Consider the following 14425-nt stretch of genomic DNA (forward strand, 5'->3'; position numbering starts at 1 on the left):
GTTGATATGGACGTTTTTTGGGGAATTCTTTACGAGTGCTGGGTGGTGCTGGTCGAATCGGCCCCCTACGTGCTGTTCGGCTTCTTCGCCGCCGGGGTGCTCAAGGCGCTGATCCCCGAGGAGGCAGTGGCCCGCCACCTGGGTGAGAACAACTTCAAATCGGTGCTGAAGGCCTCACTGTTCGGGGTGCCGCTGCCGCTGTGCTCCTGCGGGGTGATCCCCGCGGCGGTGGAACTGCGCAAGCAGGGCGCCAGCAAGGGGGCCTCTGCGTCGTTTCTGGTCTCGGTGCCGGAGACCGGCGTCGATTCCATCGCCATCACCTGGGCCCTGCTCGACCCGCTGATGACCGTGCTGCGGCCGGTGGCGGCGTTTGTCACCGCCATGGTCACCGGGTTGGCGATCAACCGCCTGCCCGAGGAGGTGCAGCCGGCCTCGGCGCTGGAGGGCAAGCAGCCGGGCTGTGGCTGACCGTCCAAGCCGGGCGGGGGTGCCCCGCTCAATAACAAACCGCCGCTGTTCCACCGCCTGCGCCACGGGCTCGGCTACGCCTTCGGCGAACTGCTGGGGGATATCGGCAAGTGGCTGATGCTCGGCATCCTGGTCGCCGGGGTGATCGCCTACCTGGTGCCCGACGAGTTCTTCGCCCGCTACCTGGGCGGCGAGCTGAGCTCGCTGCTGATCATGCTGGTGGTGGGCATTCCGCTCTATATCTGCGCCAGCGCCTCCACCCCCGTCGCCGCGGCCATGGTCCTCAAGGGGCTCTCGCCCGGTGCGGCCCTGGTCTTCCTGCTCGCCGGGCCGGCCACCAACGCGGCGACCATCACCATTGTCTACCGCTACTGGGGGCGGGCGGCCACCCTGGTCTACCTCGCCTGCATCGCCGTATGTTCGCTGACCCTGGGCTGGCTGGTCAACCGGCTCTATGCCTGGAGCGGCATCGACATCCTGAGCTGGGTGTACGCCGGGGAGGAGGCGGCCTCGCCGCTGGCCGTGGCCTCGGCGGTGCTGCTGCTGGCAATGCTGGCCTGGCAGCTGGTGCCGTGGGGGAAGAAAAGCGCCTGTTGCGGTGGGTGAGATGAAAGGAAAACCAGTATCAAAGCAGTGGAAATGTTCCGTTGCTCTTGATGAATAGAATTCTCCTCCCCTTGAAGGGGAGGGTGAGGCCGAGCTTGAGGAACACGGCGAAGATTTTCCGGGGCGACAAGGTGCTGCGGTTTTTTGGCGAAATTTTACCCGATATCTCCGACCGCCCCTGGCTGCCGGTAAAATTTCTTCTGCAGCCAGAACGCCACGTTGACCAAGGCAATCAAAGCCGGAACTTCGACTAGTGGGCCAATCACGGCGGTAAAGGCGACCGCCGAATCGAGTCCAAAGACCGCCACGGCCACGGCGATGGCCAGTTCGAAGTTGTTTCCAGCTGCGGTGAAGGCGACGGTGGCCGTCTTCGAATAATCCGCCCCGACCTTGACCCCCATGTAAAAGCTGACCAGAAACATCGCCACGAAGTAGATCAGCAAGGGGATGGCGATGCGCACCACGTCGAGGGGAATAGTCACAATCAGCTCCCCTTTGAGGCTGAACATGACGACGATGGTGAACAGCAGGGCGATCAGGGTGATGGGGCTGATCTTCGGCATGAAGACCTTTTCGTACCAGTCGCGCCCTTTGGCTTTGAGCAGCACCAGGCGGGTCAGCATCCCGGCGACGAAGGGGATACCAAGATAGATCGCCACGCTTTCGGCAATCTGGCCGATGCTCACCTCGACCACCGCTCCCTGCAGGCCGAACAGCGGCGGCAACACGGTGACGAAGAACCAGGCGTAGACCGAGTAGAAGAGCACCTGGAAGACCGAATTGAAAGCGACCAGCCCGGCGCAGTATTCGGTGTTCCCCTTGGCCAGTTCATTCCAGACGATGACCATAGCGATGCAGCGGGCCAGGCCGATCATGATCAGGCCGACCATGTACTCGGGGTAGTTGCCGAGAAAAAGGATGGCGAGGGTGAACATCAGCACGGGGCCGATCACCCAGTTCTGCAGCAGCGAGATGCCGAGAATCCTTTTGTTGGCGAACACCTCGCCCAGTTCCTCATAGCGCACCTTGGCCAGCGGCGGGTACATCATCAGGATCAGGCCGATAGCGATGGGGATATTGGTGGTGCCGACGGAAAAAGCGTTGACCACATCCTTCACCCCGGGGAACAGCCAGCCGCCGCCGACCCCGACAAACATGGCGAGAAAGATCCACAGGGTCAGGTAGCGGTCGAGAAACGAGAGCTGTTTGGTCAAACCGTGCTGCATGGCGCGGTCTCCTTTCGTTGAGTAAAATCAAGCCGTAATAATGTGTCCGCGTGGCAGCAACAGCGAGATCCCTCCTGCCAGCAGCACGAACAGGGCCGAAACCCACAGACAGCCCACCAAGCCGGCCATCTGAAAGACAATCCCCGACAGCAGCGTGCCGACCAGCCTGCCGGCGGCGTTGGCCATGTAGTAGAAGCCGACATTGAGGGCCGCTTGATCGGCCTCGGTGTAGGCGAGGATCAGGTAGGAGTGCACCGAGGAGTTGACGGCGAAAACCAGTCCGAACAGGGCCAGCCCGACGACCACCGTCAGCCAGGGAGATAACTCCAGTGCCACGCCAATGGCGATCAGTGCCGTCAAACCTGCCAGGGTAAAGGCCCCGACGCTGGCTGTCCCGCCGCGTGGGGTCCCGCCCCGCAACGACCTTTTCAGCAGTTTGGGGGCCAACGCCTGCACCCCGCCATAACCGATCACCCAGAGGGCGAGATAGCCGCCAACCTCGGTATGACTCCAGTTCAGGCTGGCGGAGAGAAAGACCGGCAGGCCAACCACGAACCAGATATCTCGCGAGCCGAACAGAAACAGCCGTGCTGCAGACAAGAGATTGATGTCGCGACTTTTCGCGAAGATGGCGCTGAACCGGGTCTTCTTCTTTGCCATGCCGATCTCACGCGGCAATGAGAGCAGGGTCGCCAGCAGCACCAGCAGCAGGCCCGCCGCCATCAGCCAGAGCGCCCCGCGAAAGCCGACCGTGGTCAGCAGCAGGCCGCCGAGGAAGAACCCGGCCCCTTTCAGGGCGTTCTTCGAGCCGGTCAAAATCGCCACCCACTTGAACAGGGTGCTGTCGCCATCGGCAGGCACCAGCACCTTGATGGCGCTCTTGCTGCTCATCTTGGTCAGGTCCTTGGCGATCCCCGAGAGGGCCTGCAGCCCCATGACGTAGCAGACCGAAAAGAGCGGTGTCCAGTTCGGATCGAGCAGGCCCAAGGCCCCGAGTGCGATAACTTGCAACGCCAGCCCGGCGAAAAGGGTGACCTTGAGCCCCAGGTGCGAGCCGATCCATCCACCGACCAGATTGGTCACCACCCCGAAGAACTCATAGAGCAGAAACAGCAGGGCAATCTGCACCGCGGTGTAGCCGAGTTCGTGGAAGTGCAGCAGCACCAGCATGCGCAGGGCGCCGTCGGTGAGGGTGAAGCCCCAGTAGGCGCCGGTGACCAGGGTGTAGTTTTTCAGGTCGGTCATGGGTTTATTGTTTGCCCTTTTCTTTGGGGCCGCGACAGATCCGACCGATTGGTCCGATCCGACGGATCAGTCGGATCCGATGCGGCCCCTCGCCCAGCTCCTACAGCCCGTCCGCCACTTTCTTTGCCAGCTCCATCATGCGGTTGGCGTAGCCCATCTCGTTGTCGTACCAGATGAAGACCTTGAGCTGGGTGCCGTCGACGACCATGGTGCTGGGGGCGTCGACGATGGCGGATCTGGGGTCGCTCTTGAAGTCGATGGAGACCAGCGGACGCTCCTCGATGCCGAGGATCCCCTGCAGATAGGTGTCGGCCGCCTCGTGGAACAGGGCGTTGACCTCTTCGGCTGTGACTGCGCGCTGCATCTCGAACACGGCATCAGTGATCGAGCCGGTCAACAGCGGTACGCGCACGGCGTGGCCGTTGAGTTTGCCCTTGAGCTCGGGGTAGATCAGGGTGATGGCGGTAGCACTGCCGGTGGTGGTGGGGATCAGCGACATGCTTGCCGCCCTGGCCCGGCGCAGGTCCTTGTGGGGGGCGTCGATCACCACCTGGGTGTTGGTGGCGTCGTGGATGGTGGTGATCACGCCGTGCTCAATGCCGATCTTCTCGTGCAGCACCTTGACCACCGGGGCCAGGCAGTTGGTAGTACAACTGGCGGCGGTGAGCAGGTGGTGCTCGGCCGGATTGTAGAGGTGGTCGTTGACCCCCATGACGATGTTCAGCGCCCCCTGCTTGACGGGTGCGGCGACGATCACCTTTTTCACCCCGCGATCGTAATAGGGCTGCAGCAGCTCGGTGGTGCGGAATTTCCCGGAGGCTTCGATGACGATGTCGATCCCCAGTTCGTTCCAGGGAACTTCGCCGGGCGTTTTGTATTCACTGAAGCCGATTCGCTTGCCATCGATGAACACCGATCGGTCATCGTGTTCGATTCTTCGATTCCAACGTCCGTGCACCGAGTCGAATTCCAGCAAATGGGCGGCGCACTCGGCTCCCCCCTTAATCTCGTTGATATGGACGATCTCAAACTCCGGCCAGTCCCAGGCGGCGCGCAGCGCAAGCCGTCCCATGCGTCCGAAGCCGTTGATGCCGATGCGGATGCTCATGATTCACTCCTTGGTTTTCAATGCCTTGACAGAGACTCGTCCGATTGGGGAGCATTTTTTCAAACCGCCCCAGGATTGCAGCCACATCAGGACTGGGCGGACAGAGGACAGGTATTTTTCCCTTCACTTCGTTGTTCTAATCAGTCTATAGTATCCGCATTAGCGGATAATTAGGCTGAAAAAAAATCAGCGGCAGGCCGCAGTGCCTTTCTGGTTAATCAGTTGTTCCAGTGCCAAAGCGTCTTGGCGCGCCAGGGGCAGCTCGCTGAGGCGATGTTGCAGAAGCTCCAGCAGATCCTTGTGCAGGGGGCCTGCGGGCTGAGCGAACCGGTAATACATCCACACCCCCTGACGGCGGTCGCTGACCAAGCCGGCGTTGCGCAGGTAGGCCAGATGTCTGGACACGGTGGACTGGGGCAATTCGAGGATGCTCACCAGGTCGCAGACACAGAGTTCACCCGCGCTCAAAAGAGCAAGGATCCTCAACCGGGTTTCGTCGGAAAGTGCCTTGAACAAATGTGCCGTCTTCTTCATGGGGAAAGAATATCCGGATAGGCGGATAAGGTCAAGCCATTAAATGCAAGAACACTCAGATCCGAAGGGCAATGCATGAAAAGATCTCTTCTGGTTTTTCTGATCGCAGTTCTTCTTCTCCCGGCAACCGCTTTGCCCGGCCGGGCTACTGAGAAGGTGGAAAAGCCCGTCGTTCATTTCGGCGTCATCCCCCGTTACAACCCCATGGTCATGTACCGCAACTATCAGCCGATCATGGACTATCTTTCGGAGCATACGCCGTTTCGTTTTGAATTGAAGCTCTCCCGCAGCTATGCCGATGCGATCCGCATGCTGCGGGAAGGCCAAACCCAGGTGGCCTCGCTGGGCGATGTCACCTTCGCCGAGGCGTTTCGCGAATTCGGCGTCATTCCTCTGGTCAAACCCCTGAACAACCTGGGAGAGGCCTTTTACCAGAGCATCATCATTGTGCGCCAGGACAGCCCGATCCAAACGCTGGAAGACCTCAAAGGGCACACCTTCGCCTTCGGCAACATCCACTCCACCTCGGGAAACCTCATTCCCCGCCATTATCTTTTCCGCCGCGGGATCTCGCTTTTCGATCTGGAATCCTTCGAGAACCTGGATACCCACGACAAGGTGGTCAAGGCCGTACTTAAAGGGAAGGTGGCCGCCGGTGCGGTCAAGGATGTGGTGGCTTACCAGTACCAGTTCCATGGTTTGCGGTTTCTGGCCAACATCGGCCCTATTCCGAGCGTTCCCATTGTGGTCCGGCATGACACGCCTCCGGCCGTGGTCGAGGCATTGAGGACAGCCCTGCTGGCGATCAACCGGAAGAGTCCCGAGCAGATCAAAGAGATGCGGGGATGGGATCCCGAGTTCCGCAACGGGTTTACCGAGGCCCAAACCAGCGATTACCGGATCATCTTTGAAATGCTTGACAGCATCGACGAAGGGTGCGGAGCCAGATGCCATTGAAACCCTCTTTTTTCTGGGGGCTTCGGGCCCGCTTCATGCTTCTGGCGGTGGCTCTGACCTGCCTGTTTTCCTCGGCCTGGGGGATCTGGACATGGCAGCGGGAAAAGGCACAGTTGCGGCAGAACCTATCCAGTCAGGGGGTTCTGCTGGTTTCCTCCATGGCCATTCCCATCATCAACGCCCTGCTTTATGAAGAACTGGGGATCGTTGAAGAAGGGGGCCTGCTCGACAATTTCGTCACCGATATCATGGCCAATGACCAGCTGTGTCCGCTCTACGCCATGGTTCTGGATCAGGACGGCAGGGTGCTGGCCCACAATCGTCTCTCCGAATACGGCTCGCTTTACCAGGACCCCCTGACCCGTTCCGCCTTGTCGGCGGCAGGGGTCGTGGAGGGGGAGACGTTGGTCGATAACCAGCCGGCCATCGATTTTGCCGCCCCCTTGGCGATTGGAACGAAGCGCTGGGGGTGTCTGCGGGTCGGCGTTTCCCTGGCCCCCCTCGAAGCGACCATGGCCAGCCTGAAGAAGGGCCTCCTCGGGTTTGCCGGCGTTTTTTCGGCCATGGCTCTGCTGCTCTTCTACCTGGTGGCTCGAAGACTGTCGGCGCCCCTGGTCGTGCTTTCCCGGCAAATGGAGGCGGTGCAGGAAGGTCTACGCCCTACTGCACCTTCCGCCATTCGCAGTGATGAAATCGGGCAGTTGCAGAGCAGCTTCTTCCGCATGGTGGATCGGCTCCAGAAAAGCGAGAGGGAGCGGCAGATTTCGCAGCAACGGATGCTGGAAAACGAAAAACTTGCCACGATCGGCATGATCGTTTCGGGTGTCGCGCACGAGGTCAACAATCCCCTGGCCGGCATTCTAGGGGCGCTCTATCACTTGGAACGCAAGGGGGGAGCGGAGTCCGGCAAGTATGTCTCCCTGATTTCCGGAGAAGTCGAGCGGATAAGGAGGATTGTCGGCCAATTGCTGGATCTGTCGCGCTCTGGGGCTGTAGAATCGAGGGAGATGAAAAGTCAGGCTTTTTTCGCCGGCATTTCCCTGCTGGCGAAGATGGCCTTAAAGGGGCGCAAGGTTCGCCTGGAGTGCAAGGACCTTTGCACGCCCAAAGCCCTGTGGGTCGATGCCGACAAGGTCAATCAGGTGGTTCTGAACCTGGTGCTGAATGCGGCCGACGCTTCTCCTGAAAATGGCCTGATCACGCTGCAGGCCTACGATTTTGATGACAATTACTGCATCCGGGTGGACGATTCGGGCCCCGGCGTCCCCCCTCACCTTCGAAAACGCATCTTTGAGCCGTTTTTCACCACCAAGGAGCCGGGGCGTGGCTCCGGCCTCGGTCTGGCTATCTGTCGCAACATCGCCGAGCGGCATGGGGGGAGTCTGGAACTGGATTCGAGCCGGAACAAGGGGAGTGGTATTATTTTCCGAATTCCCATAGCCAAACCGAAAAACCGAAAAGGGGCGACGAAATGAGTCACCGCGTATTTCTGGTCGAAGACGAGGCCGCCCATCGGGAAATGCTTGCGGAGGCGTTGATCGACGCCGGCTATGAGGTAATTGCCGCGGCAACCGGGCAGCAGGCGCTGGATGCGTTGAGCCATTCGACTTTTGACGTGGCGCTGGTGGATATTTGCCTGCCGGATGTGGACGGGTTCGGAGTGCTGGACCTTCTGCGCACCCAGCAGCCCGCCTGCCCGGTTCTGCTCATGACCGGACAGGCCACCATCGAGGCGGCCGTATCCGCGATGAAAAGAGGGGCCTACGATTTTCTGGCCAAACCGTTTCGGCTTGAGCTCATGCTGCTTAAGCTGGAGCGCCTGTTTCAACTCGTTTCCCTGGAAAAGGAGAACCGCGACCTCAGAAAATCGACTCAAAATACAAACCTGGTCGGCAGCAGCCCCGAGTTCAGACGCTTTCTGGAAGCGGCCGAAAATGTCGCCGGCTCTTCCGCCACGATTCTCATCCAGGGGGAGAGCGGGACGGGCAAGGAACTGGTGGCGGATCTTATTCATTCCCGCAGCCCGGTCAAAGATGGTCCGCTGGTCAAGGTGAACTGCGGCGCCATCCCTGAATCCCTTCTGGAGGCAGAGCTTTTCGGGTACGGCAAAGGGGCCTTCACTGGGGCCGAGCGGGACCATCGGGGGTACCTGGAGCAGGCCCAGGATGGAACCTTGTTTCTGGATGAAATCGGCGAAATCCCCCATGCCATGCAGGTCAAACTGCTGCGGGTTCTGCAGGAGCGGCAGGTCCGACGCCTGGGAGGGGAGAAGGCCATTCCGGTGTCCTTTCGGCTGGTGGCCGCCACCAACCGGGACTTCAGCCAGTTGCGCGAAGAAGGGGTGATCCGCAAAGACTTTTTCTACCGTCTGCACGTCGTGCCCCTGAAACTCCCGCCGCTGCGCCGGAGGCAGGCCGACATTCCCTTGCTGGTTGACCATTTCATCCGCAAGTACGCCAACCGCTATGCCAAGCCTCCGATCCGGCTTCGTCCTGAATCCTTGGAAAGACTCCAGGCCTACCCTTTTCCCGGGAATGTGCGCGAACTGGAAAACCTCATCGAAAGGCTCCAGGTGATGAGTCCGGGGACGGAAATATCCCCTCGTGACCTGCCAATCGAAATGACCCGGCAGGCCAGTGAGGGCTCCCCGGTTTTTCAGTGTTTTCGAACCGAACTGCCGCTGAAGGAAGCCATCCATGATTTTGAAAGGCGCTTCATTCAGCGGGTGCTGGAAGAGGAGGGCGGGAACCGCACCGCCGCCGCCAAGCGCCTGGGGATCTCCCGAAAAAATCTGTGGGAGAAACTCGTCGACCGCTAATTCGTCACCGCTCTTTCGTCGTGATGCTTACCTGACTTTCCTTCAAGACTCCCACCGGCCATTTTCAAGCCGTCTTCCTCTGTCCGGCAAATCCCCGAGTGTTACTTTTTCGTAGCAGGAGCAGGCCTGGTTGCAAAAGGTCTTTTGTTTCAAATGGTTGGCTTGCCCTCATCGGGCGACGCTACCTCCGGGTAACGGTTGACTCCTTATGCCACACTTGAAAACTACAGTATTATCGATCACTTACGGTGGCATGGGATTTGCTCCTGCCTAACAAAGGTTAAAGACACAGTCGAGTTGCTGCAGTGCAAACCTGCTCCTCAATAACAGACAATGGAGGCGTTTATGAAACTGTCACGCAGAAAATTCCTGCAAGCTTCAGCTGCTACCGGGGGCGTTGTCCTGGCCGGTTGTGCGGGGAGAAAGCCCGAAACCAGTGCCATGACCGAAGCGCAGGCCAAGCCGAAATCCCCCGGCCAGGGAGAGTGGAAACCCAGCACCTGTCAGGGGTGCACCACCTGGTGCCCCGTCGAGGTGCTGGTGCAGGATGGACGGGTGGTTAAAGTACGGGGCAACCAGCGCTCGAAAAGCAACCACGGCTACGTCTGTCCCCGCGGCCATCTCTCCATCGGCCAGATGTACGACCCCGACCGCATCAAGGTGCCGATGAAGCGCACCAACCCGAAAAAGGGGCGGGGCGTCGATCCGAAGTTCGTGCCCATCAGCTGGGACGAGGCCCTGGAAACCGTCGCCGAGAAGATGATGGAGCTGCGCCGGGCCGGCGAACCCGAGAAGTTCATGCTGATGCGCGGCCGCTACACCTATTGTCGGGACGTCCTCTACGATGCGGTCCCCAAAATCTTCGGTTCCCCCAACAACATCTCCCACAGCGCCCTCTGCGCCGAGGCCGAGAAGTTCGGCGCCTACTACACCGAGGGGTACTGGGACTACCGCGACTACGACCTGGAGAACACCAAGTACGTCCTGCTGTTCGGCGGCGACCCCCTGGCCTCCAACCGCCAGGTGCCCAACGCGATTCACCAATGGGGCAAGGTCATGGATCAGGCGACCATCGCCGTGGTCGATCCGCGCTTCTCCGCCTCGGCGTCAAAGGCCCACGAGTGGCTGCCGGTTATCCCGGGACAGGACGGCGCCCTGGCGGTGGCCATGGCCCACGTGATCCTCACCCAGGGGTTGTGGAGCCGCGAATTCGTCGGCGATTTCCAGGACGGCCAGAACCGTTTCAAGGCCGGGCAGAGCGTCGATGAGGGCCTGTTCGACGAAAAGCTCACTAACGGTGTGGTCAAGTGGTGGAACCTGGAGCTCAAAGACCGCACGCCGGAGTGGGCCGCCGGCCTCTGCGGCATCCCTGCCGAGCAGATCGTGCGGGTTGCCAGCGGCCTGGCCAAGGCGGCACCCAACTGCATGGTCTGGATGGCGCCCGGCGCCGCCATGCAGCCGCGCGGCGCCTACGCGGCGTTTGCCGCCCATGCCCTCAACGGCCTGGTCGGCTCGGTGGACAGCGAGGGGGGGACCCTGCAAAAGATGAAGGCCCCCTACGAGCACATCCCCCTCTACGGCGACAAGTTCAAGCCCTACATCGACGAGATCGCCGCCAAGGGTGGCAAGCACAAGAAGATCGACCAGCGCGGCACCCTGGAATTCCCCGCCCTCGCCAGCGGCAAATCGGGCGGCGGGGTGGTCACCAACCGAGCCGCCGACGGCATCCTCAACGCCGATCCCTACGACATCAAGGTGGCCGTTGGCTACTGGAACAACTTCACCTTTTCCTGCACCGGAGCGGAGCGCTGGGAGAAGGCGATGGAAAAGATCCCCTTCTTCGTCCACATCACCACCAACCCGGCGGAGATGACCCAGTATGCCGACATCGTTCTGCCGGCGGCCTTCCACAAGTTCGAGCGCTGGGGGTTTGTACCCTCCAAGTTCAACCGTTACAGCTACATCAGTCTGCAGCAACCGGTGGTCAAACCTCTGTGGGACGTGCGCATCGACGAAACGGAAATCTCCTGGCTGCTGGCGGAGAAACTGAAGGAGAAAGGTTTCCCAAACCTCTACGACTATTTCCACAACGAGATGGTCGATCTGGAGACCGGCCAAAAGCCGACCAACTCTCAGGAGTTCGCTCTCTTTACCGTAAAATACATGACCCAGAACATGTGGGACCCGGCCAAGAACAAAGATGGTGACAAGTTCAGCGGCTGGAGTGAGTTTCTTGCCGCCGGGCTGTGGCAGTCGAGCCAGTATCCTTTCAAAATGAACTGGGGCAAGTGGAAGACCGAAACCAAGAAATTCGAATTCTACAGCGAGACCCTGAAAAAGGCCCTCACCGAACACGCCGAGAAAAACAAGGCGACGGTGGATGGCGTAATGGAAGCTGCCCAGTACGTTGCCCGGGGCGAGCAGGCTTTCATCCCTCATTACGAACCGCCCAAGATCCATGGCGACGAGAAGGAGTTCCCCTTCGTCTTCATCGACAACAAGAACCGCCTCAACCGCGAGGCCCGCAGCGCCAACCTGCCAAATTTCCACGAGTTCACCAAGGTCGGCCCGGGTGACGTGAGCCATCAGGACGCGCTCAAGATCAATCCTGCCGACGCCAGAATCCTCGGCCTCAAGGATGGCGATACCGTGAAGGTTATTTCGCCGGTCGCCGAGATGACCGTGACCGTGGCGCTTTGGGAAGGGGTGCGCCCGGGGACGGTGAACAAGAGCTACGGCCAGGGGCACTGGGCCTACGGCAAGGTCGCGGCCGCCGACTATCATGCGGCCAAACCCCGCGGCGGCAACAACAATGAGATCCTGGTCGCCGATTACGACCGGCTGAGCGGTTCCACCGCCCGGCACGCCGTTACCCGGGTCAAGATCGTCAAAGCCTGATCGACTATCAAGGAATGGAGGCGGATATGCCCAAGAAATACGGAATGGTTATCGACCTGCACCAGTGTGTGGGCTGCGGCGCCTGCGCCCTGGCCTGCAAAAACGAGAACAACACGCGCACCCGGGATGAGGGGCAGAGCTACAACTGGGCCGACTTTCTGATGAAGACCGAGGGGAGCTTCCCCAACGTCAAGTCGACCACCATCCCCGTGCTGTGCAACCACTGCACCAACGCCTTCTGCGTGGAGGCCTGCCCGGTCACCCCCAAGGCCATGTTCAAGGCCGACGACAACACCACGCTGCACAACCAGGGGCGCTGCATCGGTTGCCGCCTCTGCCAGGAGGCCTGCCCCTACAGCCAGTTCGAGCTGGCCGAAGGGAGCTTCAAGGGCGAATCATACAGCGTGATCAGCTTCAACTTCCATGGTCGCGAAACCCAACCCATGTGGAGCGACGGGAAAGAACTGATTCCCGGATGCACCGCCTCGGGAGCGGAGTCGGCGCAAAAAGCCGGGGCGACCCCGCCCGCCATGAACCAGTACGAGTCGGGGGATTACCAACCGGTAAGGCGCTCCGGGGTGGTGGAAAAATGCATCTTCTGCCACCACCGCATCACCCACGGTCTGCTGCCGGCCTGTGTCGAGGCCTGTCCGGCCCAGGCGCGACTCTTCGGGGATCTCAACGATCCCGCCAGCGCTCCGGCTCTGACTCTGAAAAAGCACCAGGCCAGCGTGCTTCTGGAGGAGGAGGGGACCGAGCCCAACGTCTTCTACGTTCGCGAATACGGCGTCAAGGGCTGATCGATGACAACCATCCTGGGGCCGGCGCCCGTCGGCCCCAGGAATAACAGAAAATGACTGACTCTATATGGCGAAAATCATGGCACAAACGAACTCCTCCTCCGCTGCTGACCTGGCTCAGGAAGAAATCTGTCGGCTGCTTGCCGCGAGTTTTTATCAGCCTGATGAAATGTTTCGCGAAGAACAGGTTTTCCAGCGCCTGGCCGAGTTGGCTGGAGAAATCGACCCCGACCTGGCGGAAATCTCCCGAGCTCTGGCCGAGGCTTTCGCTGGCGAAGACCTGCAGGACCTTCTGCTCGACTACAGCCGGCTGTTCCTTGGCCCCTTCGAAATCCTGGCCAAACCCTACGGGTCGGTGTGGCTGGAGGGGGATAAGGTACTGATGGGGCAGTCGACTGCGGCGGTCAGAGAATTGTACCGGGAAGGCGGTTTCGACCTGGCGGAGGACTTTCGCGAGGTGCCCGACCACATCGCCGCCGAACTGGAGTTCCTCTATCTGCTCAATTACCAGGTAAACGAAGCGTTGTCCGCCTCGGATCTCGGCGCCCTGGAGCAGATAAAATCCCTGAGGAAACACTTGCTCCAGGAACATCTCGGACGCTGGGTGTCCCCCTTCACGAGCGCCATGGAGCAGGGTGCCCAATCCCGTTTTTATCGCCTGCTGGCAAAACTGACCAAGCACTTTGTCCAGCGGCAGACCACCCTGGCTGCACAAGGCTGAACATGGTTGGCACCACGGCCATAACGCTCCTGACCCCGGAGCACCCCGTTACCCTCGCCAGGGGCCATTGCCTGCGCTATCGTTTCGCGCCGGCCGATTGCCGTTCCTGCGTCGATCATTGTCCCCATCAGGCCCTGAGCCCCACCCCCAGAGGGTTAGAGCTCGACCGGGGAAGCTGCCGCGGGTGCCTGCTCTGCCTGAGCGCCTGCCCGAGCGGGGCGTTGGAGGGTTGCCATCTCAACCTCGCGGAGAAACTGCAGCAACTTTCTCGCCACTCCCGGCCGGTATTGGGCTGCGCCGGCAGCCCCTCCCAGGCGCACGAACGGGTGCCGTGCCTGGGGGCGCTCGCCCATCCCGAGGTGCTGCTGGCAGTGGCGGCCCTCATGCCCCAACCGCTGCAGCTCAACCTGACAGCTTGCGCCCAGTGCCCCAACGCGGCCATCGTTGCGCCCCTGATTGCGGCGCTGAAGAGCCTGGAGCAAATGAAGGGGTTCCCCTATGCCGGACGCCTCGAGCTGATCACCCACGCACCGGACCTTCACTATCAGGCAGCCGGGCTGTCAAGGCGGGAATTTTTCACCCTGTTCCGGAAAAAGTCATCGGCAACCGCGGTCCGCCTCGTCGATCGTCTGGCTGCCAGTTCACCGACGCCGTCCTTTCAGAACAAGCGGCTTCCCCATTTCCGCGCTCTGCTTCTGGCCGCCTGGCCGGAGATCCTCGAAGACTTCCGTCCGCAGGTCAGGGCGGCCTTTTTTCCACGGCTGCAGATCAGTCAAGACTGTCGCGGCTGCACCGGCTGCGTCGGCATCTGTCCCACGGGAGCCTTGACTCCGGCCGATCGAAGCGGGAGCCCGCCCCTGGTACGGCCCGAACTCTGCGGCGCCTGCGGAGCCTGTTCGACCTTCTGCAGGCGACAGGCCATCCAGGTCGCAAAAAGTGCCGCCACGGCTCCCCGATGACGCCGCAGCCTGGCACAGGCGCTTGGCCATAAACCCACTTAATCTTTAAAGAAATCGATAAAGCGATGAAGGCGCAGTGGTAATT

The 14425-nt window shown here is 60.7% G+C and carries 11 protein-coding genes and 1 pseudogene; 8 read left to right on the top strand and 4 right to left on the bottom strand.

The genetic code is table 11. From position 1 onward, the window contains the following. Positions 1-6 precede the first annotated feature (6 nt). A pseudogene (locus DESUT3_RS03880) lies at positions 7-1074 on the top strand (SO_0444 family Cu/Zn efflux transporter). Between the two features lie 155 nt (positions 1075-1229). Here the strand turns inward: DESUT3_RS03880 and arsB are convergent. From arsB to DESUT3_RS03900, 4 genes are all read right to left on the bottom strand, one after another. Beyond that, positions 1230-2300, bottom strand: coding sequence for an ACR3 family arsenite efflux transporter (gene arsB, locus DESUT3_RS03885; RefSeq protein ID WP_221251153.1), 1071 nt, complete (start codon positions 2298-2300; stop codon positions 1230-1232). Positions 2301-2327: 27 nt separating this feature from the next. After that, positions 2328-3545 carry an organoarsenical effux MFS transporter ArsJ gene (arsJ, locus tag DESUT3_RS03890; RefSeq protein ID WP_221251154.1) on the bottom strand — a complete coding sequence of 406 codons (1218 nt, stop codon included), beginning with the start codon at positions 3543-3545 and terminating at the stop codon, positions 2328-2330. A 100-nt stretch (positions 3546-3645) separates the two neighbouring features. After that, complete coding sequence (locus tag DESUT3_RS03895; protein WP_221251155.1) at positions 3646-4653, bottom strand: ArsJ-associated glyceraldehyde-3-phosphate dehydrogenase; 1008 nt, start codon at positions 4651-4653, stop codon at positions 3646-3648. 186 nt (positions 4654-4839) lie between these two features. Then, a complete protein-coding gene (locus DESUT3_RS03900) occupies positions 4840-5187 on the bottom strand; it encodes an ArsR/SmtB family transcription factor (protein ID WP_221251156.1) in 348 nt (115 codons plus the stop codon). A gap of 75 nt (positions 5188-5262) precedes the next feature. Between DESUT3_RS03900 and phnD the strand changes: the two genes are divergently transcribed. The 7 genes from phnD to DESUT3_RS03935 all read left to right on the top strand — a co-directional run bounded on the left by phnD (position 5263) and on the right by DESUT3_RS03935 (position 14340). After that, on the top strand, positions 5263-6144 hold the full coding sequence (phnD, locus tag DESUT3_RS03905) for a phosphate/phosphite/phosphonate ABC transporter substrate-binding protein (protein WP_221251157.1): 882 nt from the start codon (positions 5263-5265) through the stop codon (positions 6142-6144). Beyond that, positions 6135-7619, top strand: a complete 1485-nt coding sequence (locus tag DESUT3_RS03910; RefSeq protein ID WP_221251158.1) for a sensor histidine kinase — start codon at positions 6135-6137, stop codon at positions 7617-7619. Before phnD ends, DESUT3_RS03910 begins: the two co-directional genes overlap by 10 nt. Then, the gene (locus tag DESUT3_RS03915) at positions 7616-8962 is read left to right on the top strand and encodes a sigma-54-dependent transcriptional regulator (protein ID WP_221251159.1); all 1347 of its coding nucleotides are present in this window, start codon (positions 7616-7618) and stop codon (positions 8960-8962) included. The genes DESUT3_RS03910 and DESUT3_RS03915 overlap by 4 nt, the downstream gene beginning before the upstream one ends. Before the next feature lie 345 nt (positions 8963-9307). Next, positions 9308-11860: a molybdopterin-dependent oxidoreductase gene (locus DESUT3_RS03920; RefSeq protein ID WP_221251160.1), complete on the top strand. Its 2553-nt coding sequence runs from the start codon at positions 9308-9310 to the stop codon at positions 11858-11860. 26 nt (positions 11861-11886) lie between these two features. After that, positions 11887-12660, top strand: a complete 774-nt coding sequence (locus tag DESUT3_RS03925; RefSeq protein WP_221251161.1) for a 4Fe-4S dicluster domain-containing protein — start codon at positions 11887-11889, stop codon at positions 12658-12660. Between the two features lie 79 nt (positions 12661-12739). Then, the gene (locus DESUT3_RS03930) at positions 12740-13381 is read left to right on the top strand and encodes a TorD/DmsD family molecular chaperone (protein ID WP_221251162.1); all 642 of its coding nucleotides are present in this window, start codon (positions 12740-12742) and stop codon (positions 13379-13381) included. A 2-nt stretch (positions 13382-13383) separates the two neighbouring features. After that, on the top strand, positions 13384-14340 hold the full coding sequence (locus DESUT3_RS03935) for a 4Fe-4S binding protein (protein WP_221251163.1): 957 nt from the start codon (positions 13384-13386) through the stop codon (positions 14338-14340). The last annotated feature ends 85 nt before the right edge of the window (positions 14341-14425 follow it).

This window comes from Desulfuromonas versatilis (genome assembly GCF_019704135.1).
In the GTDB taxonomy this organism is placed as follows: domain Bacteria; phylum Desulfobacterota; class Desulfuromonadia; order Desulfuromonadales; family NIT-T3; genus Desulfuromonas_A; species Desulfuromonas_A versatilis.

Coding starts and splice junctions, on each gene's coding strand:
- arsB (WP_221251153.1), bottom strand. CDS start 2,300: ATGCAGCACGGTTTGACCAAACAGCTCTCGTTTCTCGACCGCTACCTG.
- arsJ (WP_221251154.1), bottom strand. CDS start 3,545: ATGACCGACCTGAAAAACTACACCCTGGTCACCGGCGCCTACTGGGGC.
- DESUT3_RS03895 (WP_221251155.1), bottom strand. CDS start 4,653: ATGAGCATCCGCATCGGCATCAACGGCTTCGGACGCATGGGACGGCTT.
- DESUT3_RS03900 (WP_221251156.1), bottom strand. CDS start 5,187: ATGAAGAAGACGGCACATTTGTTCAAGGCACTTTCCGACGAAACCCGG.
- phnD (WP_221251157.1), top strand. CDS start 5,263: ATGAAAAGATCTCTTCTGGTTTTTCTGATCGCAGTTCTTCTTCTCCCG.
- DESUT3_RS03910 (WP_221251158.1), top strand. CDS start 6,135: ATGCCATTGAAACCCTCTTTTTTCTGGGGGCTTCGGGCCCGCTTCATG.
- DESUT3_RS03915 (WP_221251159.1), top strand. CDS start 7,616: ATGAGTCACCGCGTATTTCTGGTCGAAGACGAGGCCGCCCATCGGGAA.
- DESUT3_RS03920 (WP_221251160.1), top strand. CDS start 9,308: ATGAAACTGTCACGCAGAAAATTCCTGCAAGCTTCAGCTGCTACCGGG.
- DESUT3_RS03925 (WP_221251161.1), top strand. CDS start 11,887: ATGCCCAAGAAATACGGAATGGTTATCGACCTGCACCAGTGTGTGGGC.
- DESUT3_RS03930 (WP_221251162.1), top strand. CDS start 12,740: ATGGCACAAACGAACTCCTCCTCCGCTGCTGACCTGGCTCAGGAAGAA.
- DESUT3_RS03935 (WP_221251163.1), top strand. CDS start 13,384: ATGGTTGGCACCACGGCCATAACGCTCCTGACCCCGGAGCACCCCGTT.